The sequence below is a fragment of the Micromonospora sp. U21 genome (assembly GCF_018070045.1).
In the GTDB taxonomy this organism is placed as follows: Bacteria; Actinomycetota; Actinomycetes; order Mycobacteriales; family Micromonosporaceae; genus Micromonospora.
In genome coordinates this window covers 25,826-49,954 of the sequence record NZ_JAGPYK010000010.1, presented here as the reverse complement: position 1 = coordinate 49,954, position 24,129 = coordinate 25,826, and the positions used below count along the sequence as shown (strand labels likewise).

Below are 24,129 nucleotides of genomic sequence, written 5' to 3'. Positions count from 1 at the left end.
CGCGCTTCACACATGTCGGGCCTACTTCCGGAGCTTCGGGTCGAGGGCCTCGCGCATCGCCTCACCGAGCAGGGTGAAACCGAGCGCGGTGATGATGATCCCGATCGCCGGGTAGATCGCCAGCGACGGCCGGATGCCGAGGTACTGCTGCGCGTCGGCGAGCATCACGCCCCACTCCGGTACCGCGGTGTCGGGGTTGCCCAGGCCCAGGAAGGAGAGTGCCGCGGCCTCGATGATCGCGGTGGCCAGCGTCAGGGTGGCCTGCACGATCACCGGGGCGAGCGAGTTCGGCACCACGTGGGTCAGGGCGATCTTCGACTTCTTCACGCCGAGCGAGGTGGCCGCCAGCACGTAGTCGCTGTTGGCCTGGGAGATCATCGAGCCGCGCAGCAGCCGGGCGAAGACCGGCACCGAGACCACGCCGACCGCGATCATCACCGTGGTCAGGCTGGCCCCGAGCAGGGCGGCGATGCTCACCGCCAGCAGCAGGCTCGGCATCGCCAGCAGCATGTCGACGAACCGCATCAGGGTGGTGTCGATCCACCGTCCCCACTTGCCACCGAGGCCGACCGCGGCGCCGGAGACGCCACCGATCAGCGCGCCGACCGCCAGACCGATCAGGGTGGAGACCACGCCGACCAGCAGGGTCTGCCGGGCACCCACGATCATCCGGCTGAACTCGTCGCGGCCCTGGTGGTCGTAGCCGAACCAGTGATCGCCGGTGGGGCCGGGGATGACGCCCGGCTTGATCAGCCCTTCGCGGATGCCGATCGTGTCGGTCGGCGCGTACGGCACAAGGAACGGCCCGACCACCGCGACCAGCACGAAGATCGCCAGGATGATCGCGCCGACGATCGCCGCCGGGTTGCCGCGCAGCCGGCGGAACGCCTCCTGCCAGAGGCTGACCCCCCGCTCGTCGTCACGGGCGGCCAGTTCCGAGAGCCGGTCGATCTTCTCGCGCTTCTTGCCCGGACTGAGGGTCATCGCACCCTCACCCTCGGGTCGATGAAGCTGTAGGAGAGGTCGACCAGGAGGTTCACCAGCACGTACACCACCGCGATGATCAGAATGAAGCCCATCAGCACCGGATAGTCGCGCTGGCCGATGGCCTCGGCGACGAACGCTCCGATGCCACTGAAGGCGAAGACGGTCTCGGTCAGCACGGCGCCGGAGAGCAGGCCGCCGGCGAGCAGACCGATCGAGGTGGCAACCGGCAGCATCGCGTTGCGCAGCACGTGCCGGCTACGGACCGTCTGCTCGGTCAGGCCCTTGGCCTCGGCGGTCCGGACGAAGTCCTCGTTCAGCACCTCCAGCACGCTCGCCCGGGTGATCCGGACGATGATCGCCAGCGGGATGCTGGCCAGCGCGATGGCGGGCAGCACCAGATGCCAGAGGGCATCGGCCGCGGCGTCCCACTCGCGGGTCATCAGTCCGTCGAGGACGAAGAAGTTGGTGACACGGGTCGCCCCGAGCGTCGGATCCTGCCGGCCGCTGGACGGGAACCAGTGCAGGTTCTCCGAGAAGATCGCCTTGAGCACGTAGCCCAGGAAGAAGACCGGGATGCAGATTCCGATCAGCGAGCCGCCCACGGAGGCGTGGTCCAGGAACCGGCCCCGACGGCGGGCTGCCAGATAGCCCAGCGGGATGCCGATACCGATCGCGATCACCATCGCGGTGATGGTCAGCTCGACGGTGCCGGGGAAGCGCTCGATGAACTCCGTGGTGACCGCCCGCTTGGTGGAGGTCGAGGTGCCCAGGTCGAGCTTGATCATCCGCCGGACGAACCGTCCGTACTGCACCAGGATGGGCTCGTCGAGGCCCATGTTGCGACGGATGGCGGCACGCATCTCGGGCGTGCCGCGCTCACCGAGGATGGCGGTCTCGGGGCCGCCGGGAAGCCGGCGGAGCCAGATGAAGAGCAGGAGGGAGAGCCCGAACAGCGTGGGTATCAGCTGAAGCAGGCGTCTGACGATGAACCGGAACACGGCGGCCTCGAAGGGGTGCGGAGGGTTGCGGGCGGGCGCTGTGCGACAGCGCCCGCCCGCGTTCCTTGCGTCAGATCAGGACTTACTTGAACTCGGCGCTGGCGTACCGCTCGTCGGTGAGCGGGCTCGCCTTGACGCCGGTCACGTCCTTGCCGAACACGATGGCCGGCGGGGAGTGCGAGATCGGCACACCGGGCAGGAAGTCCATCACGGACTTGTTCAGGGCCTTGTACTTCTCGGTACGGGCCGCCACGTCGGCGGTGGTGTCCGCGTCCTTGAACTGGTCGAACAGGGCCTTGTTGTTGAAGCCCCACTCGTCCTTCGGCCGGTCGAAGAAGGTGCCGATGAAGTTGTAGGCGTCGCCGTAGTCACCGGTCCAGCCGAGGAAGTGGATGTCGTGCTTGCTGCCGGACGTGGTGGCGTTGAGGTAGTCCGGGCTCCACTTGAGCGGGATCGCCTCGACCGTGATGCCGACCGCCTTCAGGTCCGCCGAGAGCAGCTCGAAGATGTCCTTCGGGTTCGGCATGTAGGGCCGGGTGACCTCGGTCGGGTAGTGGAACTTCAGCGTCAGGTTCGACGCGCCGGCCGCGGCCAGCAGCGACTTCGCCTTGGCCGGGTCGTAGGTGTACTTGGTGACGTCACCGTTCCAGCCCTCGACGGTGTCGGGCATGAAGTTGTCCGCCACCTTGGCGCCCGGGGGCAGCTTCGAGTCGACCAGCTGCTGACGGTTCAGCGCGTACGCGATCGCCTGCCGGACACGGATGTCGGCGAGCTTCGGGTTGCCCTTCTGGTTCATCGCCAGGTAGAGCACGTTGAACGCCGGGCGGGTGAGCATGTTGAAGCCCTCGCCCTTCAGCGGCTCGACGTCGGCCGGGCCGACCAGGTCGTAGCCCTGGATGTCGCCGGAGCGCAGCGCCTGCTTGCGAGCGTTCTCGTCCGAGATCGTCTTGAAGATGAGGGTCTTCAGCTTGGCCTTGGCGCCCGAGTAGTCCTCGTTGCGCTCCAGGGTCAGCGTCTTGTTGGCGACGTCCCAGGTCTTGAACTTGAACGGGCCGGTGCCGGTCGGGTGCTCCGTCGCGTACGCCGGGTACTTGATGTCCTCGGCGGTGCCGCCCACGTTGCTGGCGTCGAACTCCTGCAGCGCCTTCGGGCTGTGGATGGAGAACGAGGGGAGCATCAGCGCGGCCGGGATCTTGCTGGAGACCCGGGTGAACGACAGGTCGACCGTCGTCGCGTCCTTGGCGGCGCAGGACTTGAAGAGGCTCGGCGGCAGGTCCGCGTTCTCGTTGGTGGCGAAGCCGCCCATGACGTCCTGCCAGTACGCGGTCACGTCCGGGCTCTGCATGAGGCCCTTGGCGTTGTACCACCGGTTGAAGTTGACGCAGACGGCCTCGGCGTTGAAGTCGGTGCCATCGTGGAACTTCACGCCCGAGCGGAGCTTGAAGGTCCAGGTGGTGCCGGCGGCGTCCGGGGTCCAGGATTCGGCCAGGCCGGGGGTGACCTTGGTGCCACCCTCCTCCGGACGAACCAGGGTCTCGAAGACCTGACGGGCCACGCGCAGCGACTCACCGTCGCTGGCGAAGCTCGGGTCGAGCACCTTCGGGTCTCCGGCAACGCCGAAGACGAGGGTGTCCTTCTTGCTACCGCTGGAGCTGTCGTCGCGGTTGCTCTCGGCGCAGCCTGCTACCGCGAGGGCCGCGACCGCGACGGCCGCGATCGCGACCTTCGGCCTGGGTGCACGCATCGTGCTTCACCTCGTCCTTGGGGGTACGGACAACGTGGTGACAGGGGTCACCGATGGCGGTGACCATAGCTCCCGTTGCGTCCAGCCGGAAACCGTTGGGTGGACGGTTGGTATCGGATCGTGCCTCAATCGTCGCTTGACATTCGATTCGAAGGTCAACAGGGCTTGAAACCGTGCAATCCGCACCCGCGATGCCAAACTGTTACGTCGAACGGGCCGCAGGAGGAAGCAGGTGTCAGATCATTTCCGGGCAGTGACAAGCGATGGCCGGCACCCGGACAGGGTGCCGACCACCGGCCGTACGTGGACGGGCTCAGACCGCCCGGCGCCCCTCGAACGCCCGGCCGAGGGTGATCTCGTCGGCGTACTCCAGGTCACCACCGACCGGCAGCCCGCTCGCCAGCCGGGTCACCGCGATCCCCATCGGCTTCACCATCAGCGCCAGGTAGGTGGCGGTCGCCTCGCCCTCGGTGTTCGGGTCGGTAGCCAGGATCAGCTCGCGCACCGCGCCGCCACTCAGGCGGGTCATCAGCTCCCGGATGCGCAAATTGTCGGGACCGATCCCCTCCAGCGGATTGATCGCGCCGCCGAGCACGTGGTAGCGGCCGCGGAACTCACCGGTCCGCTCGATGGCCACCACGTCCTTGGGCTCCTCCACCACACACAGCACCTCGTCCGTGCGGCGTGGGTCGCGGCAGATCCGGCACTGCTCCGACTCGGCCACGTTGTAGCAGGTCGTGCAGAACCGAACCAGCTCCTTGACCTTGCGCAGCGCGCCGGCCAGCCGGTTGACGTCGGCCGGATCCGCCGACAGGACGTGGAACGCGATCCGCTGGGCGCTCTTCGGGCCCACGCCCGGCAGTCGACCCAGCTCGTCGATCAGATCCTGGATGGCACCTTCGTACATCTCTCGGCTCAGAAACCGGGCAGGCCGAGGCCGCCCATGCCACCGGTGACCGGGCCCATCTTGCGCTCGGTCAGCTCACGCGCGGCCTCGGCGGCGTTGTGCACGGCCGCGACGACCAGGTCCTCCAGCGTCTCCACGTCGTCCGGGTCGACGGCCTTCGGGTCGATCTTGATGGCCTTGAGCTCCCCGGAGCCGGAGACGGTCGCGGTGACCAACCCACCGCCGGCGGTGCCGGTCAGCTCGGCCTCGGCCAGCTCGGCCTGGGCGGCGGCGATCTGCTGCTGCATCTTCTGCGCCTGCTTCAGCATCTGCTGCATGTTCGGCTGTCCACCTGGGCGCACGGATGGCTCCTTCTCGCACTCGTCTGCTCGGCCGCCGCCCAGCCTATCCGCTGGGACCGACCCCGCCCCGCCCGGTGCGTCCGCCCACGCCGGGGGCGGAAGGACGACGACCGGGTACGGCTACCACCACCCCGAACCGACCATCTGAGGGTAGTGCGGCGAAGATCGCCTACCTGGTCTGCTCGTGGGCATGAACCTCAACCGCACCGGCCGGGTCGGTGCTGTTCTTCGCCCAGCAGGGTTTCGGCATCGGGGTGGGCGGCATGGAACGGGTCGCCGTCCTGCCCTTCCCGCTCTGGGCCTGCTGCCTCGGTGTCCTGCTCGCCGGGGCACCCCCCGCCGCTAGCGGGCGTCGACCTCGTCGATCTTCTCGGCCCCGAACGTCTCGCGGAGCAGCCGTACCGCCTGCTCCTCGCTGGACTCCCGGGCGGTCTTCTCGTCGATGACCTCGTCCAGCGGCTCGTCGCCCGGGTCAAACCCCTCGTAGGTCGGTGTGGCCGCCGGTGCCGCACCACCTGGCTTGGCGCCGCGCAACGGACCGTCGAAATCCGGGTCGTAGGGCGGTTCGCCGGCCCATTCGGCGTCCGCGGTGGGCCGGGCCGCCGCTCCGGTACGCGGACCGCGCCCCGCCGCCGCCGCGCGGGCGGCGGCGATGGCGCTGCTCACCGGCGCACCGCCGGTGGCCGGCTGGCGGGCCGCCGGAGTCGGATTGGCCCGCGCGTTCGGCTTGCCGCCGCCGGTCGCCGTGGCCGGGCCGTCGCCATTCGCGCCGGTGCCGCTTCCACCCGTGCGGCCCTGGTCGGTACCGTTCGCGCCGGCCGGGGCGGGTGCCGAGCCGGAGCCGGCCGGCGCGGCGTCGGCCACGGCGGTGACGCCGCCCGGCCGGGCAGCCTCCGGCCAGTCCTCGTCATCCGTCGCCTCGGCGGCGGGGGCGCTGCCACCGGGGCGGGCCGCCTCCGGCCAGTCGTCCTCGGCTTCGGCCGGCGGGGTCGACCCGGACGGCTGCCCGCCGGGCTGCCGACTCGTACCGCGACCGCTGGACGTGCTCCCGCCGGCACCCGCGCCGGAGGAGACACCGGGTCCGCCCGGCGCACCAGCCGGGCCGCCGGGCAGGCCGGCGCGGGCCTCCGGACCGCCGGTGGGGCCGCCGCCGCCGGCGATCGCGTTCGTCGGCGTGGGTGAGGCGTCCGCCTGCGTGGGCGACGAAGCTGGTCGGGCCGGCGCGGCGGCCTGCGAGCGCGGCGGGCCGGACAGCGACGCGCCGCCCCGCTCGCCGGCAACGTCGCAGCGGATCTGCCAGCGCCCGCCCAGCTCCTCGTAGAGCGCGTCGGTGAGCACCGCCGCGTGGTCGGCCATCATCTTGGCCAGCACGGTGGACTTGACCGTCAGCACCAGCGTGTCGCCGTCGAGGTCGCGCACCACCGCGTCGCGCATCAGGGCCGCGATCCGCTTGTTGGTCCGGTTGACCTTGCCGACCACGTCCGGCCAGACCCGGCGGACCGCGACCGCGTCCAGCGCAGCGGCCGGCGCACCGGGTCGGGGCGGCTCCGGCGTCGCCGGGTCGGGCAGCACCGCCGACGGTGGCACCGCACGGCGGGGGGCCGGCGACCCACCGGGCGAGCCGGGCCCGGCCGGCGAGACGGGTGCGGACCGGTCGGCGGTTGCCGGCCCGGCGGCGGTCGCCGACGCACCGGGAGACGCCGGGATGGGCGTGCCAGCGGCCGAGGCGGAAGTGCTCGGGGCCGGAGCGGCCGAGGACGGAGTGTTCGGGGATGCCGCCGGGTCGACAGCCCACGGGGGCGCGGAGGTCGGGGCGGCGGCGGGTGCCGGGGCGGCGGCAGCCGGGACCGGAGGGGCCGGCTGTGGGCGTACCCCCGGGTGGGTGGCTGGCGCCGAGCCGGCGGTGGCCGACGGCGCGTCGGCGCCGCTCAGGGTGAGCCGGCGTTCCATCCGCTCCAGACGCTGGAGCAGGCCACCGGTGGAGTCGTCCGCGCCGGGCAGCAGCATCCGGGCGCAGATCAGCTCCAGCAGCAGGCGGGGCGCGGTGGTGCCGCGCATCTCCACCAGGCCGTCGTGCACGATGTCGGCACAGCGGGAGAGGGTGCCCGGACCGAGTTGCGCGGCCTGGGCGGCCATCCGCTCGATCTGGTCCGCCGGGCCGTCGATGAGGCCCTTCGCGGCGGCGTCCGGCACCTGCTGGATCACGATGAGGTCGCGTAGCCGCTCCAGCAGGTCCGAGGCGAACCGGCGCAGGTCGTGGCCGGCCTCGGCGACCCGGTCGACGGTGGCGTACGCGGCCGCGCCGTCACCGGCGGCCACCGCGTCGCACATCTCGTCGATCAGCGCGGAGTCGGTGACCCCGAGCAGCGCGACGGCCCGGGCGTAGCTGACCCCCTCCGGACCTGCGCCGGCGATGAGCTGGTCGAGCACGGAGAGGCTGTCCCGCATGCTGCCGCCACCGGCGCGCACCACAAGCGGAAAGACCGCCGGCTCGACGGTGACCCCCTCCGCCTCGCAGAGCTGCTCCAGATAGGGGCGGACCACCTTCGGCGGAAACAGCCGGAACGGGTAGTGGTGGGTCCGCGACCGGATGGTGCCGAGGACCTTCTCCGGCTCGGTGGTGGCGAAGATGAACTTGACGTACTCCGGAGGCTCCTCGACCAGCTTGAGCAGGGCGTTGAAGCCCTGGGTCGAGACCATGTGCGCCTCGTCGATGATGTAGATCTTGAAGCGGCTGTTGGCCGGCGCGAAAAAGGCACGCTCGCGCAGCTCGCGGGCGTCGTCGACACCACCGTGGCTGGCCGCGTCGATCTCGATCACATCGATGGAGCCGGCACCGTCGGTCGACAGCGAGCGGCAGGAGTCACATTTGCCGCACGGCTCGGGGGTGGGGCCCTGCTCACAGTTGAGCGAGCGGGCCAGGATCCGGGCGCTGGTGGTCTTGCCGCAGCCGCGCGGGCCGGAGAAGAGGTAGGCGTGGTTGAGCCGCCCGCTGCGCAGCGCCCGCGACAGCGGCTCGGTCACGTGCTCCTGACCGATGACCTCAGCGAAGGTACGCGGCCGGTACTTGCGGTAGAGCGCCAGCGTCACTCGTCCCGCCTCCTCTCGACCGAGCCATTCTGCGCCGGTCGGGCGCGGGTGACCACCCACCACCCCGGCCCGGCGCCTGGGTTGCCGTGGGTTGCCCCGCTTGATCGACTCAGTTTCCTGAAAGTCGCGGTGTCCCTAGGCCCGGGATGCCACGACATCACGGATGTCGAGTGGATCAACCGGCCCACAGACAAAAAGGCCTCCCGTGCACCCGGCAGAGCTCGCTTATCCTTGCTGCCTTCCGGCCCTGGGGAGGTTCACGAGATACCGCCGCACGGGAGGTGACGCCAAGCCTACCCGACCGTCCGTCGATCTTCAGGGGGTGGTGGGGTGGCCGGGCCGGCGGGGGCCTGTATCCTGGCTCGCGGAGGATTCGCCTAGAGGCCTAGGGCGCACGCTTGGAAAGCGTGTTGGGTTTACACCCTCACGAGTTCGAATCTCGTATCCTCCGCTCGCTTGATCACAAACGCGAGGGTCGGCGCCCCACCGGGGACCGGCCCTTCGTCGTCTCTACGTCGCTCCCGGGTCCGGTCGCCACCGCGACTCGCAGTTCAGCGCCAATCCATGTTGCCGATCTCCCCTTCGGGAGGGAGGACCTGACTGCGGGACTGCTGTTGACTACCGGAATGGCAGCCTCTGCTTTCGCAACCGATCGTCCCGAGGCCCCTGCGCGACCCGGCACCGGCATCACCGCGACCGGCCGTCTGGTGGCGCTGTGCTGCATCGGGTTCGCGGTCGTCAACATCGTCTTCGAGCTGACCGACCGCTTCGCCGACGGTCCCTATGCCGAATATTCCACCGGGATCGCCGTGATGAACTGGCTCGTCGTCGGGCTCAAGGCGGTGGGCGCGGCTGTGGCACTGTCGTCGGTCGCCAGCCGCCCGAGATTTCTTCCTACGGTGTTTCTGGGCGTGTTGTTGTGGGGAGCGTTTGCGATGCTCGCCGTGTACGCCCTGGGCAGCGTGGTGCAGGCGATCGGCATGGCCTCGGGCCTGGCTGGCAGCGCCGACCAGATCGACCTGGCCGGGGTCGCTTACGTGCTCTTCTTCCTGTTGGTTGGGGCCGGCTTCGGCGTCCTGGCGATCTCATACTCGCGGCGCTTCAGACTCCGGAAGGGCGTCGTCGTCCTCGGCGCGCTCGGCGCACCCGTGGCGTTGGGCGTGATCCTGCTGGCCGTGCCCATGCTGCTGGCCGCCCTCGGTGTCATGCCCGCGCCCTGAGGCCTCAGTCCCGCCGCCAACTCGAACAGGACCGCCGCCCGGCAGACCATAATCGGTCCGTCGGGCGTTGATCTTGTGGTCTCATCGACGTCGTGGCGGACACGGCGTGGCAGTGGGACGAGACGTTGTACGCGGGCAGCGCGAGCCACTACCGCATCGGACGCATGCCCTACCCGCCCCGGCTCGCCCAGGCCATAGCCGACGAACTCGGCCTCGACGGCACCGGCCGGCTCCTGGACGTCGGCTGCGGGCCCGGATCGCTGACGCTCCTGCTCGCGCCCCTGTTCGAGGCGGCGGTGGGTGTCGACGCCGACCCGGACATGCTCACCGAGGCGCGACGAAGAGCCAGCGAGGTCGGAGCCACCACCATCGAGTGGCGGCACCTACGCGCCGAGGCCCTGCCCGCAGGTTTGGGCACGTTCCGGGTGGCCACGTTCGCCCAGTCGTTCCACTGGATGGATCGGCCTCTCGTGGTCCATCGCGTCCGCGACATGCTCGCGCCGGGCGGGGCGTGGATCCACGTTTCCGCCAACACGCATCAGGGCGTGGCCGACGACGAGACGCTGCCGTACCCCCGGCCGCCGTGGCGGCAGATCGACGACCTGGTCGCCAGCTACCTGGGACCGGTCCGCCGGGCCGGTCAGGGGTGGCTGCCGACGGGCACACCCGGCGGGCAGGAGGAGATCATGCGGCAGGCCGGCTTCACCGGCCCCGCCCGGATCGAGGTCGACGGGGGAACGCTGGTGGAGCGCCCTGTGGACGAGATCGTCTCGGCGGTGTTCTCCCTGTCCAGCTCAGCACCACACCTGTTCGCCGACCGGCTCCCCGCCTTCGAGGCGGATCTGCGGCACCTCCTGTCCGAGGCGGCGCGAGATGGCCGCTTCGCTGAGCGGAGACGGGAGATCGCCGCCGCGATCTGGCGCCCCTGACCACCCCGTCACCCGCGGGGGCGGGCCCAGGAGAGGAAGCGCTCGGCCAGCCGAGCCGGATCGATCCCGGTGAGCTGTTCGCCGGCCTCGGCCTGGAGCGTCGCCAGGTAGACCATCAACGCCACCCGGTCGCGCCGGTACTCGGCGAGCAGCCGCAGCTTCGCCGCCGAGCAGGGCCAGGCAATGCCGCACGCCGCGCAGCGCCAGGTGGGACGGGTCGGCAGGTGATCCCGGTGGCGGCGGGGCATGGGCGGGCTCCTTCGCGGTGGAAGGGGGCCACCCGGCCTCCGCGCCCGGGCGGCCCCCTGACTGGCGCCGACCGCCGGGCTCTTTCGCCTCCACCGACCGCGCCGTCTTCTGCGGACCACCCTCGCGCGCGTCACCAGACAGATACACCGCGTAGCGATATGGTCAACAGATATTCGAGACATCCGATGGAGGGGCCGTGAACGACGCGTTGCGGGTGGCGCTCAGCGACACCGGGCACACCACCGAATCCCTCGCCGAGACCGTCGGCGTCGACCCGAAGACCGTGGCGCGCTGGCTGACCGAAGGCCGCATTCCGCATCCGCGACACCGCTTCGCAGCCGCCGAAGCCCTCCATCGGGACGTGTCGGACATCTGGCCGGACACTTCGAGACGTCGGGATCCCATCTGGTTCCGTCCCTGGCAGGAGATCGAGCGCGAGGCGGTGTCACTGCGGTCCTACGAGTCGGTGGTCCTGCCGGGACTGCTCCAGACCGAGGCGTACGCCCGCGCCGTCCTTAGCGGCGCGGGCCTGATCCCCCGGGCGGACATCGAGCGGCACCTCACGGCCCGGCTCGCACGGCAGGGCTTGCTGAAGCGAGATGACCCGCCGCAGTTCACGGCCGTCATCGACGAGGCCATCCTTCGCCGGCCGGTCGGTGGCCGGTCGACCATGCGCGAGCAACTGCTGGCCGTGGTCGCGGCCTGCGCCGAGCCGCACATCCGGGTGCACATCGTGCCCGCCACCGTCGGCGCCTACGCCGGCCTCAATGGACCGTTCGTGATCGCCCACAGCCACGATCACCGGGTCGCGGGTTACTTGGACAACCAACTCCAGGGACAAGTCGCTAGCGACCCGGAGGACATCGCGGCCATGATGGCAGCGTGGGAGAACGTGCGCGGCGAGGCGCTGTCCCACTGGCAGTCGGTCGATCTCATCACGGAAGTGGCGGAGACATGGAGCTGAACGGTGCCCGGTGGCGCAAGAGCAGCCGCAGCAGCGGCAACGGCGGCAACTGTGTCGAGGTCGCCGACAACCTGCCCGGCGTGGTGGCCGTGCGGGACTCCAAGGACCCGGCCGGGCCGGCGCTGACCTTCACCCCGGCTACCTGGCGCGCGTTCGTCACCCGGCTCGCTCGACGGCCCTGACCGAGGCCGACGCCTCCGGCCCGCCCGGCGGGACAGGCGGGGCTCTGAGGGACCAGAGCGCAAGGGGTACGGCGGCGAGCGCGGCGGTCAGCAGGATCAGGCGGTGGTCGACGATTTCGAGCAGGCTCGCGCCGGCCAACAGGGCCACGGTGGACGGGCCGAAGGTCAGCGTGTTGACCGTGGACGCCACCCGGCCCACCAGCTCGCCCGGCGTCTCCCGCTGCATCGCCGTCCAGACGGTGACCAGCACCAGCGGCACGCCGAGCCCCACCGCGAGCCCGCCGACGACCACCAGCCCGACCGAGGTCGTGGCCCGCAGGGCCAGCCCGACGGCGAAGACCGCGACCGCCGCGGCCACCACCCGCCGGTCACCGAAGCGGCGCAGCAGTGATCCGGCGGCCAGGCCGCCGAGGAGCGACCCGACGCCCTGCACTGTGGCGAGCACGCCGTTGAACTCGGGCGGCCGCCCCAGGCCGGCGTCCACCACGGCGTACGCGACGGCGCCGTTGAGCCCCATCAGCACCATGGTCAGCGCGGCGCAGCCGACGATGTGCCGCAGTGCACGATGCCGGCGCAGGTGTCCCCACCCGTCGGCGAGCTGCCGGCTCCAGCGCTCGGGGCGCCCCGGCGGCTGCTCCCGAACCCGGAGCGACCAGAACACGATGCCGGCCAGCACGAAGGTAGCCGCGTCCAGCAGCACCACGGGATGCGCGCCGTACGCCGCGAACAGGCCCGCTCCGGCCAGCGGGGCGAGCAGCTTCATCCCCTCGTTGATCGTGGTCCGCAGCCCGTTGAAGTCGCCGAGCAGCGGGCCGGACACCACCGCCGGGACCAGCGCGGCCTCGGCCGCGTCGCTCAGCACGAAGCTGATTCCGTACGCGGTCATCACCACGAAGATCAGCCACACCCGGGTCGCCGAGTCGACCAGCAGCAGCACCGGCAGCAGCGCCGCCATCACCGCGTGCAGGACGATCAGCAGCGGCCGTCGGCGGAACCGGTCGGCGAGCAGCCCCAGCAGCGGCCCGACCAGGGTGGGCGCCCACACCCCCAGGGTCACCAGGGCGGCGAGACTGCTCGACCCGCTCAGCTCCTTCACCCAGATGCCGGCGACCAGCAGCATCGCCGCGGTGCCGAAGCCGGACACCAGCACCCCGCCGAGATAGCGGCCGGCGTCGCGGTCGGTCAGCACCCTGGCCGTACCCCAGCTCATCGCACCTCCCCCACCAGCGGCAGATTCTGCCCGAGCGGTGGCCGCGGCGGGTGCCCGCCCCGGCCGGCGGGTACGGTCCGGGGATCGACGCCGGCCGGCCCGGAATCCGTCGTACACATGTTCTATCCACAGGCTGTGGACGGCGGAGGGTTCGATGGGTTACCAGCTCAGCGCGGTGGTCGCGGACGCGGAACTGCTCCGCGAGCAGACCACGGAGCTGGATCACGCGGTGCTCGGTGAGCTGCGCCAGGATTTCGCGCTGCTGCCGGTCACCCCACAGTTGGTGGTGGAGCTGACCGGGTCGCTGCCGGATTTCGCGGTGGACGAACGGAGTGCCGAGCACCCGTTCGGCCTGGTGTTGTCGCCGGCACTGGTCGAGGTGCTGGCCCGTTGGTCGCAGTCCGGACCGGTGGCGTACCTGGAGGCGGAGTTCGGCGGCGGCGCCGGCTACCAGTCGGCGGCGGTGTGGCTGAGCGGCGCGCTGTCCTGGGGGCCGCGGTTCGACGGCGTGCTCGACGCGCCGCGCGGGGAGTGGCCGATCAACATGGCGCTCACCCGGCTCGGCGTCGAGCCGGGCACGTGGATCGACCCGTTCGCCGAACTGGGGTTGCACCTGGAACGGAACACCAATGGTTGGCTGGCGCACGGGCGGCGTCGGCTCAGCGCCGACTACTGGGATGAGCTTGTCGAGCAGTGGGAAGACCGGTGATCCGCCGGACCGCATCGACCGTCGCCGGCCAGGCCCGACGGCCGGCACTCGCAGAACGCCCGGCCGGTCCCTGACGGACCGGCCGGGCGTTGCCGTGCGCAGCTCAGTACAGCGGGCCGCCACTCTGCGGCCCGGCGATCCGGAGGCCGTAGCGCTGGGGCCAGACGACCCCGGTGCGCAGAGACAGACCAGTCCACGACTTGTTGAGCGGTTCGAGCCCGCCGGCGGCACCGTGGAACGGCATGACGACCCCGGACGGATATCCGGCAAGGTCACCGCCCACCTCTTCCCCGGTCGACGCCACGACGGCATCGAGCCCGCCGGTGCCGTTGAGGTTCAGCAGGGCGACGGAGGCGCCGAACTTGTCTCCGCTCTCGGACCCGCCCGGAACGGCCGGGTGGTTCTGGTCGAATCCCTGCGCACCGCTCCCGGTCAGCCCGGCGGCGGAGCCCTTGAGCAGGGTGAGGCTGCCGGCCTCCGCCTGCGAGCCGATGTCCTCGCCCGGGGCGCCGACCAGCACGTCCGCTCTGCCGTCGCCGGTCACGTCACCGGCCGCCAGCGCACCACCGAAGCGATCGTCGTCTCCAGGATCCCCCGGTACGCCGGCCGTGCGCTGTGTGATGACCTGTACCGCACTGCTGGACAGGCCGCCGGAGCGGCCGGTGAAGACCGCGACGAGGCCGCCATTGATGTGCGGGGTCTGCGCGCCGGGCGCCCCGGCAACCACCTCGCCCAGCCCGTCGCCGTTCACGTCGCCGACAGCGAGCGCGTCACCCAGGTACCACGCGATGGTGCCGCTTTCATCGTTCGGCAGCACCGCCGCACCTGTGACCGAGGTGGCCCCGGTGGACGACACACCACTCGCCGAGCCCCACATCAGGGTGACCATGCCACTGCCGTCCCAGCTCACGCCGTCGTTCTCGCGAGGAGCGCCGATGACCAGGTCGTTGTAACCGTTGTTGTCGACCTTTCCGATCGCGAGTGTGAAGCCGAACTGGTCGTTGACCTCGGCCCCGCCGGGCACCGCGGCCTGGTCCTGGTGGAGGTGCTGCGCTCCGGTGGCCGTGAGACCGGTCGGCCCGCCCAACAGGACGGTGACCGCGCCTGCGCTCGCCTTGCTTCCGATCGCCTCCCCGAACGCGCCGATGGCGAGGTCCTCGCGGCCATCGCCGTTGATGTCACCGGCCGCGAGGGCGGCACCGAACCGGTCGTAGCTCTCCGGGTTGTCCGGAACACCCGGCGAATCCTGGTTGAAGTGGACTGCCGAGTCGACGACCAGGCCCGTACGGCTGCCTGGGATGACCCAGACCCCGCCGGCGTGGGTCTTGGTCCGGGCATCCTCCTCGTCACTGTTGCCGATCGCCAGGTCGTCGTAACGGTCGCCGTTGAAGTCCCCCGCCACCAGGGCAAGACCGAAACAGCTGCAGCCGCCGTCGGGTGGCACGACGCCCATGAGGTAGTCGACCTGCGCGGCCGACGAGTAGCGCACGGTGACCACGCCGGCCGGGGTCTGGGGCAGGTTGTAGTTGAACGGATCGCCGGTGGCCGCGATGTCATCGACGCCGTCGCCGTCGAAGTCGGAGCGGCCGACGCCCGCGCCCCGCACCGGGGTGATCGTCCTCGGCAACGACACCCGGTGGTGCTGGAGGACGACGCCCTCCCGGGTGATGGTCCGGACGCCTTGCGCAGCCTCTGCCGGGACACTGAGTGCCAGGCTGGCCAGAATGGTGGAAACAACTAGAATCGGTGCACTTCGCTGCAAGGGAACCCCGCTTCCGTTAGGCGCCTGGACACAGTAGGCGGACGATTGGATTGCTCCAATAAGGCGAACGGGCAGGGCGGGCGCCGACCGGGCATCCCCGTCGACCAAACGGAATCCGTGGGCTGGCGGCCACAGAGTCTCCACGCCGCTCCAGAAATCCGGCGACCGGCAGCAACCTGAACGCCCCGGTTCCGTTGGGGACTGGGGGATTCCATGAAATTGCGACAATTTGCGTTTATTGCCACGCTGCTGACGGCTGCCTCGATCGCCGGCAGCGGCGTGCCGCCACCGGGACCGGTCCCGGACGGCCGGCCCGCCGGCAGCGTGGAGATCATCGACCTGAACGGCCTGCGCAACATCGAGTTCGGTGACACCGAGGCTGAACTGACCCGCCGGGGCATCCTGCGTACCGACCTGGACGCCTGCGGGCCGATGCTCGCCGGCCACGACACGGTCAGCCCGGTCTTCGCCGAGGACAAACTGGTGCTGCTGTGGGTTGGCGACCCGATGCGGACACCGGAGGGCATCACGGCTGGCTCACCCGTCGACCAGGTCTGGTCCCGCTATCCGTCGGTGACCCGGCTGCGGGCTCCACAGGGGAGGTACCGGCTCGACGGGCTGCTCGCCCGCCGCGGCGACCGCGCGTACCTCTTCCTGCACGACGGGCGCACGGTCCGGAAGACCATCGCCGGTTACGCCGACTGGGCCCGCCGCCTCTTCGACGAGGGCACCGGCCCCTGCTGATCCGGGTGTCGAGCGGGTCGGTCCACGTAGGACCGGCCCGCTCGGCATGCCGGGCCATGGCGTCAGTCGCGGAACGACCGCCAGAAGTCGTACGAGTGGGCCTCCGCGAAATCCGTCGTGCCCGACCTGACCGCGCTGCTCGCGGCGGGCGAGTTTGCGCACCTGGCCCGGCTCACCCGATCGGCGGTCGACCTCAACGTCGAGAGCCTCTTCGAATTCGGCCTGCAACGGCTGCTCGACGGGGTGGCGGCGCTGCTCCAACGGTGAGCGCCCGTCGCCGGGGCTCAGGCCGTGTCGGTCGCGTGTTCGGGCAGCCGTGCCCCCGACGCGGCGGCGAACCCGGCGAGCGCGATCTCGGCCGCCTGCTGCAGGGCCTCCCGGGTGACCCCGGCGGCGGCGTGCACCGACTGGCCTTCGGTGACGATCATGACGAAGCGGGCGAGCGCGGCCGGGTCGGCGTCGGCGGGTAGGTCGCCTTCGGCGACGGCGCTGGCGAACCGGTCGGCGAGGGCGCGTTCACCGGCCAGGCGGCTGGCGGCGAGGAACCCGGCGACCGGCGCGTTCTGGGTGGAGCAGGCGGTGCCGCCCTGGATCGACAGGCAGCCGGCCGGACGGTCGGGCCGGGTCACGGCGAGCACGTTGTCGCGCAACAGGGTGGCGACGACCTGGTACGCGGTGGGTTGGGCGAAAGCGTTTCGCGCGTACCCCATGTCCTGTTCGGCGTAGCGGGCCACGACCTTGCGGAACAGCTCCTCCTTGCCGCCGTACGCGGCGTAGAGGCTGGGCTTGTTGATGCCCATGGCGGCGGTGAGGTCGCTCACCGACGCTCCCTCGTACCCCTGACGCCAGAACACCTCCACCGCGCGTTCCAGCGCCGCGTCGGCGTCGAAACCCCGTGGTCGTCCTCGCTGCGGCACGGCTCCACCACCTCCCGCCAGCCACACTACCCCGCGGCGCAACCGATCGGTACAGAAATTTGCGAACCAGGCCAGGGGTTGCTACGGTCAGATCAGTACCGATCGGTACAGAATTCTTGGAGGATGGTGTGGCGACTCGACCGAACACCTCGCTGCCTGCGGTCGGGCTCTGGAGCATGGAGCTACGCGGCGCCGCGAACCCGGCCGTCCGGGACGCGGCGGCCGAACTCGACGAGCGAGGCTTCCGGGCGCTGTGGGTGCCGGGCCTCGACGGTGGCGGCGCCGTCGACGACGTCGGGCACCTGCTGACGGCCGCGCCGCAGGCCACGGTGGCGCTGGGTGTGCTGGCGATCTGGGGCCAGGACCCGGTGGTTCTCGGTGACCGGCTCGCCGCGCTGGACGCCGCACACGGGCCCCGGACGATTTTCGGCTTCGGGGTGAGCAACGCCCACTCAGCCGCACAGGCAGGCCAGGACTACGGCCGGCCGGTGGAGACGATGGGCCGCTGGCTGGACGCCCTCGATGCGGCGCCCCGGCCGCCTGGGGTTCACCGACGACGACCTGATCCCCGGGGGCAGCGACCGCCTGATCGACGCCCTGATCGCCTGGGGCGACCTGGACGCGGTGGCCACGCGCATCCACGAGCACCTGGACGCGGGCGCGGACCACGTCGCCCTCCACGTGCTGCGGCCCGACGGTCCGGATCGGCCGGCGCTGCCCCTGCCGCAGTGGCGCGACCTGGCGACCCTCCTACCGAGCTTCGCCTCCACCCCCGCAACCCCTTGACCACCGGCCGGCACAACAGCCCGGCAGGACAACCGCACCACAAACAACAGGAGACCAATCGTGGGACAGCTTGACGGCAAGATCGCCCTCGTCACCGGGGGCACCGCCGGCATCGGCCTGGCCGCCGCCCGCCGCTTCGCCGCCGAAGGCGCGTACGTCTTCGTCACCGGACGGGGCAAAGAGCAGCTAGACGAGGCCGTGACGAGCATCGGCGCCAACGCCACCGGCGTCGCCAGCGACGTGAGCGATCTCGACGACCTGGACCGCGTGATGCAGGAGATCCAGGCCCGGGGCGCGGGGCTGGACGTGGTATTCACCAACGCCGGAGGCGGGGAGTTCCTCCCCCTGGGCTCGATCACGGTCGAGCACTTCGCGAGCACCTTCGACCGCAACGTGCGCGGCACCCTCTTCACCGTGCAGAAGGCCCTGCCCCTGCTCAACGAGGGCGCCTCCGTCGTGCTGTCCGGCTCGACGGCCGCGGTCAACGGCACCCCGGCGTTCAGCGTCTACGCCGCCTCCAAGGCCGCGATCCGCTCGTTCGGCCGCACCTGGGCCGCAGAGCTGGTCGGCCGGAACATTCGGGTCAACACCCTGATCCCCGGCCCGACCGAGACCCCGGGCGTCGCTGGCCTGGCGCCCAGCCCGGAGGAGGCACCCGGGTTGTTGCAGGCCATCGCCTCGGGCGTGCCCATGCGTCGGATGGCCCAACCGGACGAGATCGCCAACGCCGCGCTCTTCCTCGCCTCCGACCAGAGCAGCTACATGACCGGCGGCGAGCTCTTCGTCGACGGCGGCCAGCAACAGCTCTGAGCAGAAACGCCCGGTCGATCCTCGCGGATCGACCGGGCGTTTTCGCATCTCAGGAGCGGTGGCGATCGCCAACCGCATGTCGCCGTCACGTCGTCAGCCGAGCACGTCCGTGTAACCCCGTTCCAGGTACACGGTCGACCACGTCACACCGCCGGCTGCGGAGTTGGCGCCGCCACCCCTGGCCAGCAACTCCCCGGTCTGCGGGTCGAAAAGCAGATACTCCCTGCCCCAATCGCCGGGGCTCGGCCGGGGACCTCGGCCGAAGTCGGCCGACACCACGACCCCGGTCCGTCCCGCCGGATCAGTCTGCTCATCGCGACAGGTCACCCCCTCCGTTCCGGCAAGGAACCGCAGCACCGCAACCCGATGCGCAAAGCCCACGACCCGCTCGTTGTTCAGCTCCGCGACGCTGACAAGCACCTGCGATGGCCCGTTCTCCCGCGGCTGGTACAGCGCCTGACCCATTGCCGCAGGTTCCGCCGCCGGCAGCGGCAGGACACTGAGGTCTCCGGGGCGCAGGTCGTCCGTCTCGGAACCTTCCTTCGGGATCATGCCTGGGTGCCGGTTGTAGAAATCCCGCGACGCTTCGTCCGGATAGGTCGGTGCTCCTCGCACGATGCGCATGCGTCCCGAGCCGTTGGCGGCGAGCCACCGCGACGTCTCCTCGCTGAACTGGACGGTCGCTGACCAGGCGGGATCACCGTGCAATGCCGAACTGCCACCCCGCCCCCTCCTGTGCAGGTACTCATACCGTCCGGTCTGCCCGTCGTACGAGGTGGCTCGCATCCGGTTCGCGATCGTGGCCAGGCAGTGGGCCGGAACGCCAGCGGCACCCGGAACAGCCGAAGGCCGGGATGATTCGACGGGTCCGGCGGTGGATCGGAGGACCGTGACCGTCATCGCCGCCACGGCGACTACGGCGAAGGCCGCCCCGACGGCAACGAGTCGGCGCGCCCGCTGAGCAGGTACCACGGCGTCGTAGGACGTCACGTCGTTGCTGGCGAGCCGCAACACTTCCTCGACGTCACCGGCCCCCAACTGGATCCCACGGGCCGGGTCAGCGGCCTCCAGCAATTCCCGCGCACGCTTGTTCATCGCGCCCCTCCTAGCTGGCCGTCGAGTGAGGGGGTCTGTTCGGGATGCTCCCGCAGCATCTCGGTCAGCCGCCGTCGAGCCCGGTGCAGCCGCACTTTGGCCGTGGCCGCACCGCAGCCCAAGACCTGCGCCGCCTCGCTCAGCGACGACTGCTCCCAGCCGACCAGCCGCAGGATCTCCTGATCGTCGTCCGAGAGCCGACTGAGCGCCGCACGCACATCGACCAGCCGCACCACGCCGTCATGGCGGTCCAACACGACAGCCTCGGTCAGCTCCACGGGCGGCGGTACGGCCCGTTGGGCACGCCAATGGTTGGCCAACAGCCGACGAGCGACCCCATACAGCCAGGGCAACGTCCGCGGGGGCAGTTCCGACCGGCGCCGCCAGGCCACCAGGAAGACCTCCTGGGCGAGTTCCTCCGCCGCCGTCAGGCCTTCGAGTCGCCGCAGTCCGTAGCGCACGACGTCTGGATAGTGCCGTGCGTAGATCCCGCGGAACCAGTCGGCTCCCCGGGCGTTGACTTCCCTCATACCCCTACTTGTGTCAGTCAGCGGCCGGAGGTTACGGGACCTGGACCGAATCCGCCTGTTGCGCGTCCCACCATCTACTGCAACCGGCGACCCAGTCTGCCGACCGTCGCACCTCAGTACATCAACACCTGACCGCCCAGGTCCGTCGGGACATCGCCCAGCGAGACCACATGCAGAAACGCCCGGTCGATCCTCGCGGATCAACCGGGCGTTTTCGCATCTCAGGAGCGGTGGCGGAGGGATTTGAACCCTCGGAGGGCGTTAACCCTCACACGCTTTCGAGGCGTGCTCCTTAGGCCGCTCGGACACGCCACCGCCGACGAGGGTACAGGACCCCCGGTTGGGACGCCGAACCGGTATCACCCGCAGCGGCCTGGCAGGATCTTTGCCATGAGTACGCACATCGGCGCGAAGCCGGGAGAGATCGCCGAGCGGGTCCTGATGCCGGGCGACCCGCTGCGGGCCAAGTGGATCGCGGAGACCTACCTCGAGGGCGCCACCTGCTACTCGACGGTCCGGGGCATGCTGGGCTTCACCGGCCGCTGGAACGGCGTCGAGGTCTCCGTCCAGGGCTCCGGCATGGGCATGCCGTCCGCCTCCATCTACGCCCACGAGCTGATCAACGAGTACGGCGTGAAGACGCTGATCCGGGTCGGCTCCTGCGGCGCCCTCAGCACCGACCTCCAACTGCGCGACGTGGTCGCCGCGATCGGGTCGTCCACCGACTCGAACATGAACCGGATGCGCTTCGACGGCTTGATCGACTACGCCCCGGTGGCCGACTTCGGGCTGCTGCGTACCTCGGTCGAGGTGGCCGAGCGTCGCGGCATCACCATGCGCGTCGGGCCGATCCTGGCCGCGGACGCCTTCTACACGGACCGGCCGGACCTCTACGACACCCTCGCCGACTACGGCGTGCTGGCGGTGGAGATGGAGTCCGCGGCGCTCTACACGATCGCCGCCCGGTTCAAGGCGCGCGCGCTGACCGTGCTGACCGTCAGCGACCACATCAAGACCGGCGAGAAGACCACCTCGGCGGAGCGGGAGCAGACCTTCAGCCAGATGGTGGAGATCGCGTTGGACACCATCGTCGCCTGACCCTTCGTCGTACCCACCGCCCCGTCGCCCGCCCGCCACCCCGTACCCCGCCCCGCCCCGCCCCAGCCTCGTCGATCTAGGGCATCTCGCTACTAGTGGATCTTCACTTGCGACGACATGCCCTAGATCGACGGCGGGCGGCGGGCGGCGGGGGCGAGGGGTGGGGCCGGAGGGGCGGTGGGGGCCGGAGGGGCGGGGTAGCACAGGGGTGGAGTTGACGGGGATTGTGCACAGGGCTGCGGGTTATCCACAGGTGGAGGCCGTGGGTGAGCGCAGCGACGGTAAGCGGGGGAAGCCTTCCCCCTCGTGGACCTCTACTCGCAAGCGGCTGAGCTACCCTGGCGAATCCCAATCGACCTACAGCCGACCCGCTACCGCCAGCTACTGGATGCGGGGCTGTCAGCGGGCGCGATCAGGTGGCGCTCGAACAGAGGGCGACTGCACCGGCCGTACCACGGCAGGTACATCTCCGGCCCGGACGTGCCCGGGCTGTGGGGGCGGGCGCGAGCCGCACTGATGGACAACCCGGACGCGGTGCTGGGCTTTCACAGCGCTGCCCAACTCCACGGCTTCGGGATTGCACCGACTGACAACGTTCACCTGCTCACGCCCGCGGGAAGGCCGTTCCCTCAACGGCGAGGGATCACCTCACACCAGACAGTTTTGTCGACTGCCCCACCCGTCTGCATCCTTGGCGTCCCCTGTGCGAGAGCACCCCGCGTCGCCGTTGATCTGGTCCGGACGCTCCCCCGGTTCGACGCACTGCCGGTCCTCGACGCCGCGCTCTTCGCCGGTGCGGTGACACCGGAGGAACTGCTCGTCGAGGTAAGCCGGCACGACGGTCTGCGCGGTGTGCGTCAGGCTCGCGAACTGGTGGCGATCGCGGACGGGCGCGCGGAGTGCAGGCAGGAGACCGAGCTTCGGCTGCTCCTCATTGATGCCGGCATCAGGGATTTCGTACCCCAGTTGCCGGTACGCGACGGCACGGGTCGAGTCCGGTGCCGCCTTGACCTGGGCGATCCATGCCGCATGATCGCAGCGGAGTACGACGGCTCTTCCCACCTCAACCGCCACGCTCTGCGACGGGACCGGTCACGCCACAACTGGCTTGAGCAACAGGGGTGGGCTATGCGTTACTTCACCGCAGCAGACCTGTATTACTCCCCCGAAAACGTCCTTTCCACCATCGCCGCCGCTCGCCGATCTAGGGCAAAGCGCCGCCCATGAAGGTCAACTAACGCCGATGAGCCCTAGATCGACGCGGAGGGCGACGCGGAGGGCGACGCGGGGGCGACGCGGGGGCGACGCGGGGGCGACGCGGGGGCGGGGGTCAGCGGAAGAAGGCGCGCAGCACGGCTGCGGTCTCGGCCTCCAGCACGCCGCCGTAGACCTCGGGGCGGTGGTTGAGCCGACGGTCACGCAGCACGTCCCACAGTGAGCCGGCCGCGCCGGTCTTCGGCTCCCAGGCGCCGAAGACGACGGTGGAGACCCGGGCCAGCACGAGCGCTCCCGCGCACATCGTGCACGGTTCCAGAGTGACCACCAGGGTGCAGCCGTCCAGTCGCCACCGGCCGGCCCGCTCGGCGCCCCGGCGCAGTGCCAGCACCTCGGCGTGCGCGGTGGGGTCGCCGGTCAGCTCCCGCTCGTTGCGCCCGATCGCCAGTTCGGTGCCGTCCGGGCCGTAGAGGACCGCGCCCACCGGCACGTCGTCCACATCGGCAGAGCGCGCGTCGTCGACGGCGGGGCCGGTGACCGCGACCTCCAGGGCACGGCGCATCCACAGTTCGTGCCGCTGTCGCCGGCCGGCCCCGCCCGGGTCGGCCAACCCCTCGTGGGCGCCCGGTCCGGCGCGGCTCACCGCGCCGGGGGTCGGCTGCCCCGGCCGGATCGTCTCGAGCCGAGGATCGGTGGCGTCGGCAGGCTCCCCGCCGCCCACGGGCGGCATCCCACCGCCCGATCCCGATCCGGTGGGATCAGACCTCACGCAGGTCCTCGACCTCGTCGGCGCAGCCGAGCACCTGGCAGATCTCTGCGGTGACATCGGCCGGCAGCATTCCCTCGTGCGTACACAGGGTCAGCAGTTTCTGCGCGGAGATGCCCAGGTTGGCCAGCAGGTCGGCATCGCCCACGGGGTCGGCCTCCGGGTCGACGACCGGTTGCTCGCTCTCCTCGTCGCCGCTGGTCGCCGGGCGCGGCTCGTCGCCGTCGTCGAGACCCGTGACCGAGGTCTTCAGATCACCGACCAGGAGCGAACCCAGCCGGGACTCCTCGGCGAACGCGGAGTCCGATCCGAACACCCGCAGGTCCTCGCCCTCGTCGAGGCGCAGGATCACCAGGTAGGCGTCGTCCGCCTCGACGAAGAGCAGCGAGATGTCGGCCTCCTGGTCGACGTCACGCAGCCGGTCGGCGACCTCGTCAATGTCGGTGGCGCCACGCAAGCTGACCTCGGCGGCGGTCCAGCCGCTGTCGTCGCGCACCACGGCCGCAGCGAAGTACGACACGGTCCCCCCAATAGCCCTCGGCACTGCGCCGACTCGTTACGCGTGCACGTTAGCCGGTCGGGTCGGCAGGCGACCGGTCAACGCCCCGAAGGGCCGGTCATTCCTGACAAAGTCGGATCAGCCGGCGACCCGACGGCGGGTGGCGATGAGCTGGCGCAGACGCTCGGTGCGCAGCCGCTGGGGCCGGTTGCGCTGGCGTACCGCCCGGGCCCCCGCCAATTCGGCGAGCAGCTGCAGGCGGCGGCGGCTTCGATCGGGGTCCTGCCGCGGGGTGGTCCAGACCATAGTGCCGAGCGTGCCGAGTCTCGGCGGCCACGTCAAGACGGCGTTCGCTGTGCAGCCAACCGGGCACACGG

General features: G+C 70.8%; 27 protein-coding genes, 2 tRNA genes, 1 other RNA gene and 1 pseudogene. 12 read left to right on the top strand and 19 right to left on the bottom strand.

Features of this window, described 5'->3' with window-relative positions:
* Positions 1–21: 21 nt before the first annotated feature.
* The 7 genes from KBX63_RS15710 to ffs form a co-directional block, all read right to left on the bottom strand.
* Positions 22–984 carry an ABC transporter permease gene (locus KBX63_RS15710; protein ID WP_210911986.1) on the bottom strand — a complete coding sequence of 321 codons (963 nt, stop codon included), beginning with the start codon at positions 982–984 and terminating at the stop codon, positions 22–24.
* Positions 981–1,985 (bottom strand): ABC transporter permease, encoded by a 1,005-nt coding sequence (locus KBX63_RS15705; RefSeq protein ID WP_210911985.1) that lies wholly within the window; start codon positions 1,983–1,985, stop codon positions 981–983. Before KBX63_RS15705 ends, KBX63_RS15710 begins: the two co-directional genes overlap by 4 nt.
* Positions 1,986–2,067: 82 nt before the next feature.
* The gene (locus KBX63_RS15700; protein WP_210911984.1) at positions 2,068–3,729 is read right to left on the bottom strand and encodes an ABC transporter substrate-binding protein; all 1,662 of its coding nucleotides are present in this window, start codon (positions 3,727–3,729) and stop codon (positions 2,068–2,070) included.
* A gap of 313 nt (positions 3,730–4,042) precedes the next feature.
* Positions 4,043–4,636: a recombination mediator RecR gene (gene recR / locus KBX63_RS15695; RefSeq protein ID WP_074315222.1), complete on the bottom strand. Its 594-nt coding sequence runs from the start codon at positions 4,634–4,636 to the stop codon at positions 4,043–4,045.
* 8 nt (positions 4,637–4,644) lie between these two features.
* Positions 4,645–4,953, bottom strand: a complete 309-nt coding sequence (locus tag KBX63_RS15690; protein WP_231931157.1) for a YbaB/EbfC family nucleoid-associated protein — start codon at positions 4,951–4,953, stop codon at positions 4,645–4,647.
* Between the two features lie 366 nt (positions 4,954–5,319).
* Positions 5,320–8,067: a DNA polymerase III subunit gamma and tau gene (locus KBX63_RS15685; protein WP_210911983.1), complete on the bottom strand. Its 2,748-nt coding sequence runs from the start codon at positions 8,065–8,067 to the stop codon at positions 5,320–5,322.
* A 194-nt stretch (positions 8,068–8,261) separates the two neighbouring features.
* An RNA gene (ffs, locus tag KBX63_RS15680) (signal recognition particle sRNA small type) lies at positions 8,262–8,351 on the bottom strand.
* Between the two features lie 82 nt (positions 8,352–8,433).
* Here ffs and KBX63_RS15675 point away from each other — a divergent pair.
* From KBX63_RS15675 to KBX63_RS15665, 3 genes are all read left to right on the top strand, one after another.
* Positions 8,434–8,518: transfer RNA gene (locus KBX63_RS15675), tRNA-Ser, on the top strand.
* Between the two features lie 175 nt (positions 8,519–8,693).
* Positions 8,694–9,287, top strand: a complete 594-nt coding sequence (locus tag KBX63_RS15670) for a hypothetical protein (protein WP_210911982.1) — start codon at positions 8,694–8,696, stop codon at positions 9,285–9,287.
* A 92-nt stretch (positions 9,288–9,379) separates the two neighbouring features.
* Positions 9,380–10,216, top strand: coding sequence for a class I SAM-dependent methyltransferase (locus KBX63_RS15665; protein ID WP_210911981.1), 837 nt, complete (start codon positions 9,380–9,382; stop codon positions 10,214–10,216).
* A gap of 8 nt (positions 10,217–10,224) precedes the next feature.
* Here the strand turns inward: KBX63_RS15665 and KBX63_RS15660 are convergent, their stop codons facing one another.
* The gene (locus KBX63_RS15660; RefSeq protein ID WP_210911980.1) at positions 10,225–10,464 is read right to left on the bottom strand and encodes a flavin reductase; all 240 of its coding nucleotides are present in this window, start codon (positions 10,462–10,464) and stop codon (positions 10,225–10,227) included.
* 197 nt (positions 10,465–10,661) lie between these two features.
* Between KBX63_RS15660 and KBX63_RS15655 the strand changes: the two genes are divergently transcribed.
* Positions 10,662–11,429, top strand: coding sequence for a helix-turn-helix transcriptional regulator (locus KBX63_RS15655; protein ID WP_210911979.1), 768 nt, complete (start codon positions 10,662–10,664; stop codon positions 11,427–11,429).
* Positions 11,420–11,611 carry a DUF397 domain-containing protein gene (locus KBX63_RS15650; RefSeq protein ID WP_210911978.1) on the top strand — a complete coding sequence of 64 codons (192 nt, stop codon included), beginning with the start codon at positions 11,420–11,422 and terminating at the stop codon, positions 11,609–11,611. Before KBX63_RS15655 ends, KBX63_RS15650 begins: the two co-directional genes overlap by 10 nt.
* On the opposite strand, the gene KBX63_RS15645 is transcribed toward KBX63_RS15650, so the two are convergent.
* Positions 11,586–12,821, bottom strand: a complete 1,236-nt coding sequence (locus KBX63_RS15645; RefSeq protein WP_210911977.1) for an MFS transporter — start codon at positions 12,819–12,821, stop codon at positions 11,586–11,588. The genes KBX63_RS15650 and KBX63_RS15645 overlap by 26 nt on opposite strands.
* 154 nt (positions 12,822–12,975) lie before the next feature.
* Between KBX63_RS15645 and KBX63_RS15640 the strand changes: the two genes are divergently transcribed.
* A complete protein-coding gene (locus KBX63_RS15640) occupies positions 12,976–13,530 on the top strand; it encodes a hypothetical protein (RefSeq protein ID WP_210911976.1) in 555 nt (184 codons plus the stop codon).
* A 103-nt stretch (positions 13,531–13,633) separates the two neighbouring features.
* On the opposite strand, the gene KBX63_RS15635 is transcribed toward KBX63_RS15640, so the two are convergent.
* Positions 13,634–15,163 carry a hypothetical protein gene (locus KBX63_RS15635; RefSeq protein WP_307871727.1) on the bottom strand — a complete coding sequence of 510 codons (1,530 nt, stop codon included), beginning with the start codon at positions 15,161–15,163 and terminating at the stop codon, positions 13,634–13,636.
* Positions 15,164–15,541: 378 nt separating this feature from the next.
* On the opposite strand from KBX63_RS15635, the gene KBX63_RS15630 reads away from it, so the two are divergent.
* Both KBX63_RS15630 and KBX63_RS15625 read left to right on the top strand, forming a co-directional pair.
* A complete protein-coding gene (locus tag KBX63_RS15630) occupies positions 15,542–16,036 on the top strand; it encodes a hypothetical protein (RefSeq protein WP_210912100.1) in 495 nt (164 codons plus the stop codon).
* A gap of 105 nt (positions 16,037–16,141) precedes the next feature.
* Positions 16,142–16,303 (top strand): annotated as a pseudogene (locus tag KBX63_RS15625) (TetR/AcrR family transcriptional regulator C-terminal domain-containing protein); the annotation flags it as partial.
* A 17-nt stretch (positions 16,304–16,320) separates the two neighbouring features.
* On the opposite strand, the gene KBX63_RS15620 reads toward KBX63_RS15625, so the two are convergent.
* A complete protein-coding gene (locus KBX63_RS15620) occupies positions 16,321–16,953 on the bottom strand; it encodes a TetR/AcrR family transcriptional regulator (RefSeq protein ID WP_210911975.1) in 633 nt (210 codons plus the stop codon).
* A gap of 182 nt (positions 16,954–17,135) precedes the next feature.
* Entirely contained in the window at positions 17,136–17,363 is a 228-nt protein-coding gene (locus KBX63_RS15615) for a hypothetical protein (RefSeq protein WP_210911974.1), read from the bottom strand.
* Positions 17,364–17,475: 112 nt separating this feature from the next.
* Here KBX63_RS15615 and KBX63_RS15610 point away from each other — a divergent pair, with 112 nt between their 5' ends.
* Entirely contained in the window at positions 17,476–17,739 is a 264-nt protein-coding gene (locus KBX63_RS15610) for a hypothetical protein (protein WP_210911973.1), read from the top strand.
* 60 nt (positions 17,740–17,799) lie between these two features.
* Positions 17,800–18,549: an SDR family oxidoreductase gene (locus KBX63_RS15605; RefSeq protein ID WP_210911972.1), complete on the top strand. Its 750-nt coding sequence runs from the start codon at positions 17,800–17,802 to the stop codon at positions 18,547–18,549.
* Positions 18,550–18,642: 93 nt separating this feature from the next.
* Here KBX63_RS15605 and KBX63_RS15600 read toward each other — a convergent pair whose 3' ends face one another.
* The 3 genes from KBX63_RS15600 to KBX63_RS15590 all read right to left on the bottom strand — a co-directional run bounded on the left by KBX63_RS15600 (position 18,643) and on the right by KBX63_RS15590 (position 20,489).
* On the bottom strand, positions 18,643–19,644 hold the full coding sequence (locus KBX63_RS15600; RefSeq protein ID WP_210911971.1) for a CU044_5270 family protein: 1,002 nt from the start codon (positions 19,642–19,644) through the stop codon (positions 18,643–18,645).
* A complete protein-coding gene (locus KBX63_RS15595; RefSeq protein ID WP_374102225.1) occupies positions 19,641–20,105 on the bottom strand; it encodes an RNA polymerase sigma factor in 465 nt (154 codons plus the stop codon). The genes KBX63_RS15600 and KBX63_RS15595 overlap by 4 nt, the downstream gene beginning before the upstream one ends.
* A gap of 297 nt (positions 20,106–20,402) precedes the next feature.
* Positions 20,403–20,489: transfer RNA gene (locus tag KBX63_RS15590), tRNA-Ser, on the bottom strand.
* 75 nt (positions 20,490–20,564) lie between these two features.
* Here KBX63_RS15590 and deoD point away from each other — a divergent pair.
* Positions 20,565–21,272 (top strand): purine-nucleoside phosphorylase, encoded by a 708-nt coding sequence (deoD, locus tag KBX63_RS15585; RefSeq protein WP_210911969.1) that lies wholly within the window; start codon positions 20,565–20,567, stop codon positions 21,270–21,272.
* Between the two features lie 648 nt (positions 21,273–21,920).
* Here the strand turns inward: deoD and KBX63_RS35220 are convergent.
* Positions 21,921–22,346, bottom strand: coding sequence for a hypothetical protein (locus KBX63_RS35220; RefSeq protein ID WP_247662450.1), 426 nt, complete (start codon positions 22,344–22,346; stop codon positions 21,921–21,923).
* Between KBX63_RS35220 and KBX63_RS36735 the strand changes: the two genes are divergently transcribed.
* On the top strand, positions 22,302–22,499 hold the full coding sequence (locus tag KBX63_RS36735; protein WP_374102228.1) for a DUF559 domain-containing protein: 198 nt from the start codon (positions 22,302–22,304) through the stop codon (positions 22,497–22,499). The two genes, KBX63_RS35220 and KBX63_RS36735, sit on opposite strands and share 45 nt — an antisense overlap.
* Before the next feature lie 103 nt (positions 22,500–22,602).
* Here the strand turns inward: KBX63_RS36735 and KBX63_RS15575 are convergent, their stop codons facing one another.
* From KBX63_RS15575 to KBX63_RS15565, 3 genes are all read right to left on the bottom strand, one after another.
* Complete coding sequence (locus KBX63_RS15575; RefSeq protein ID WP_247662474.1) at positions 22,603–23,049, bottom strand: nucleoside deaminase; 447 nt, start codon at positions 23,047–23,049, stop codon at positions 22,603–22,605.
* 196 nt (positions 23,050–23,245) lie between these two features.
* A complete protein-coding gene (locus KBX63_RS15570) occupies positions 23,246–23,773 on the bottom strand; it encodes a tRNA adenosine deaminase-associated protein (RefSeq protein WP_210911966.1) in 528 nt (175 codons plus the stop codon).
* Positions 23,774–23,890: 117 nt separating this feature from the next.
* A complete protein-coding gene (locus KBX63_RS15565; RefSeq protein ID WP_210911965.1) occupies positions 23,891–24,058 on the bottom strand; it encodes a hypothetical protein in 168 nt (55 codons plus the stop codon).
* Positions 24,059–24,129: the final 71 nt, after the last annotated feature.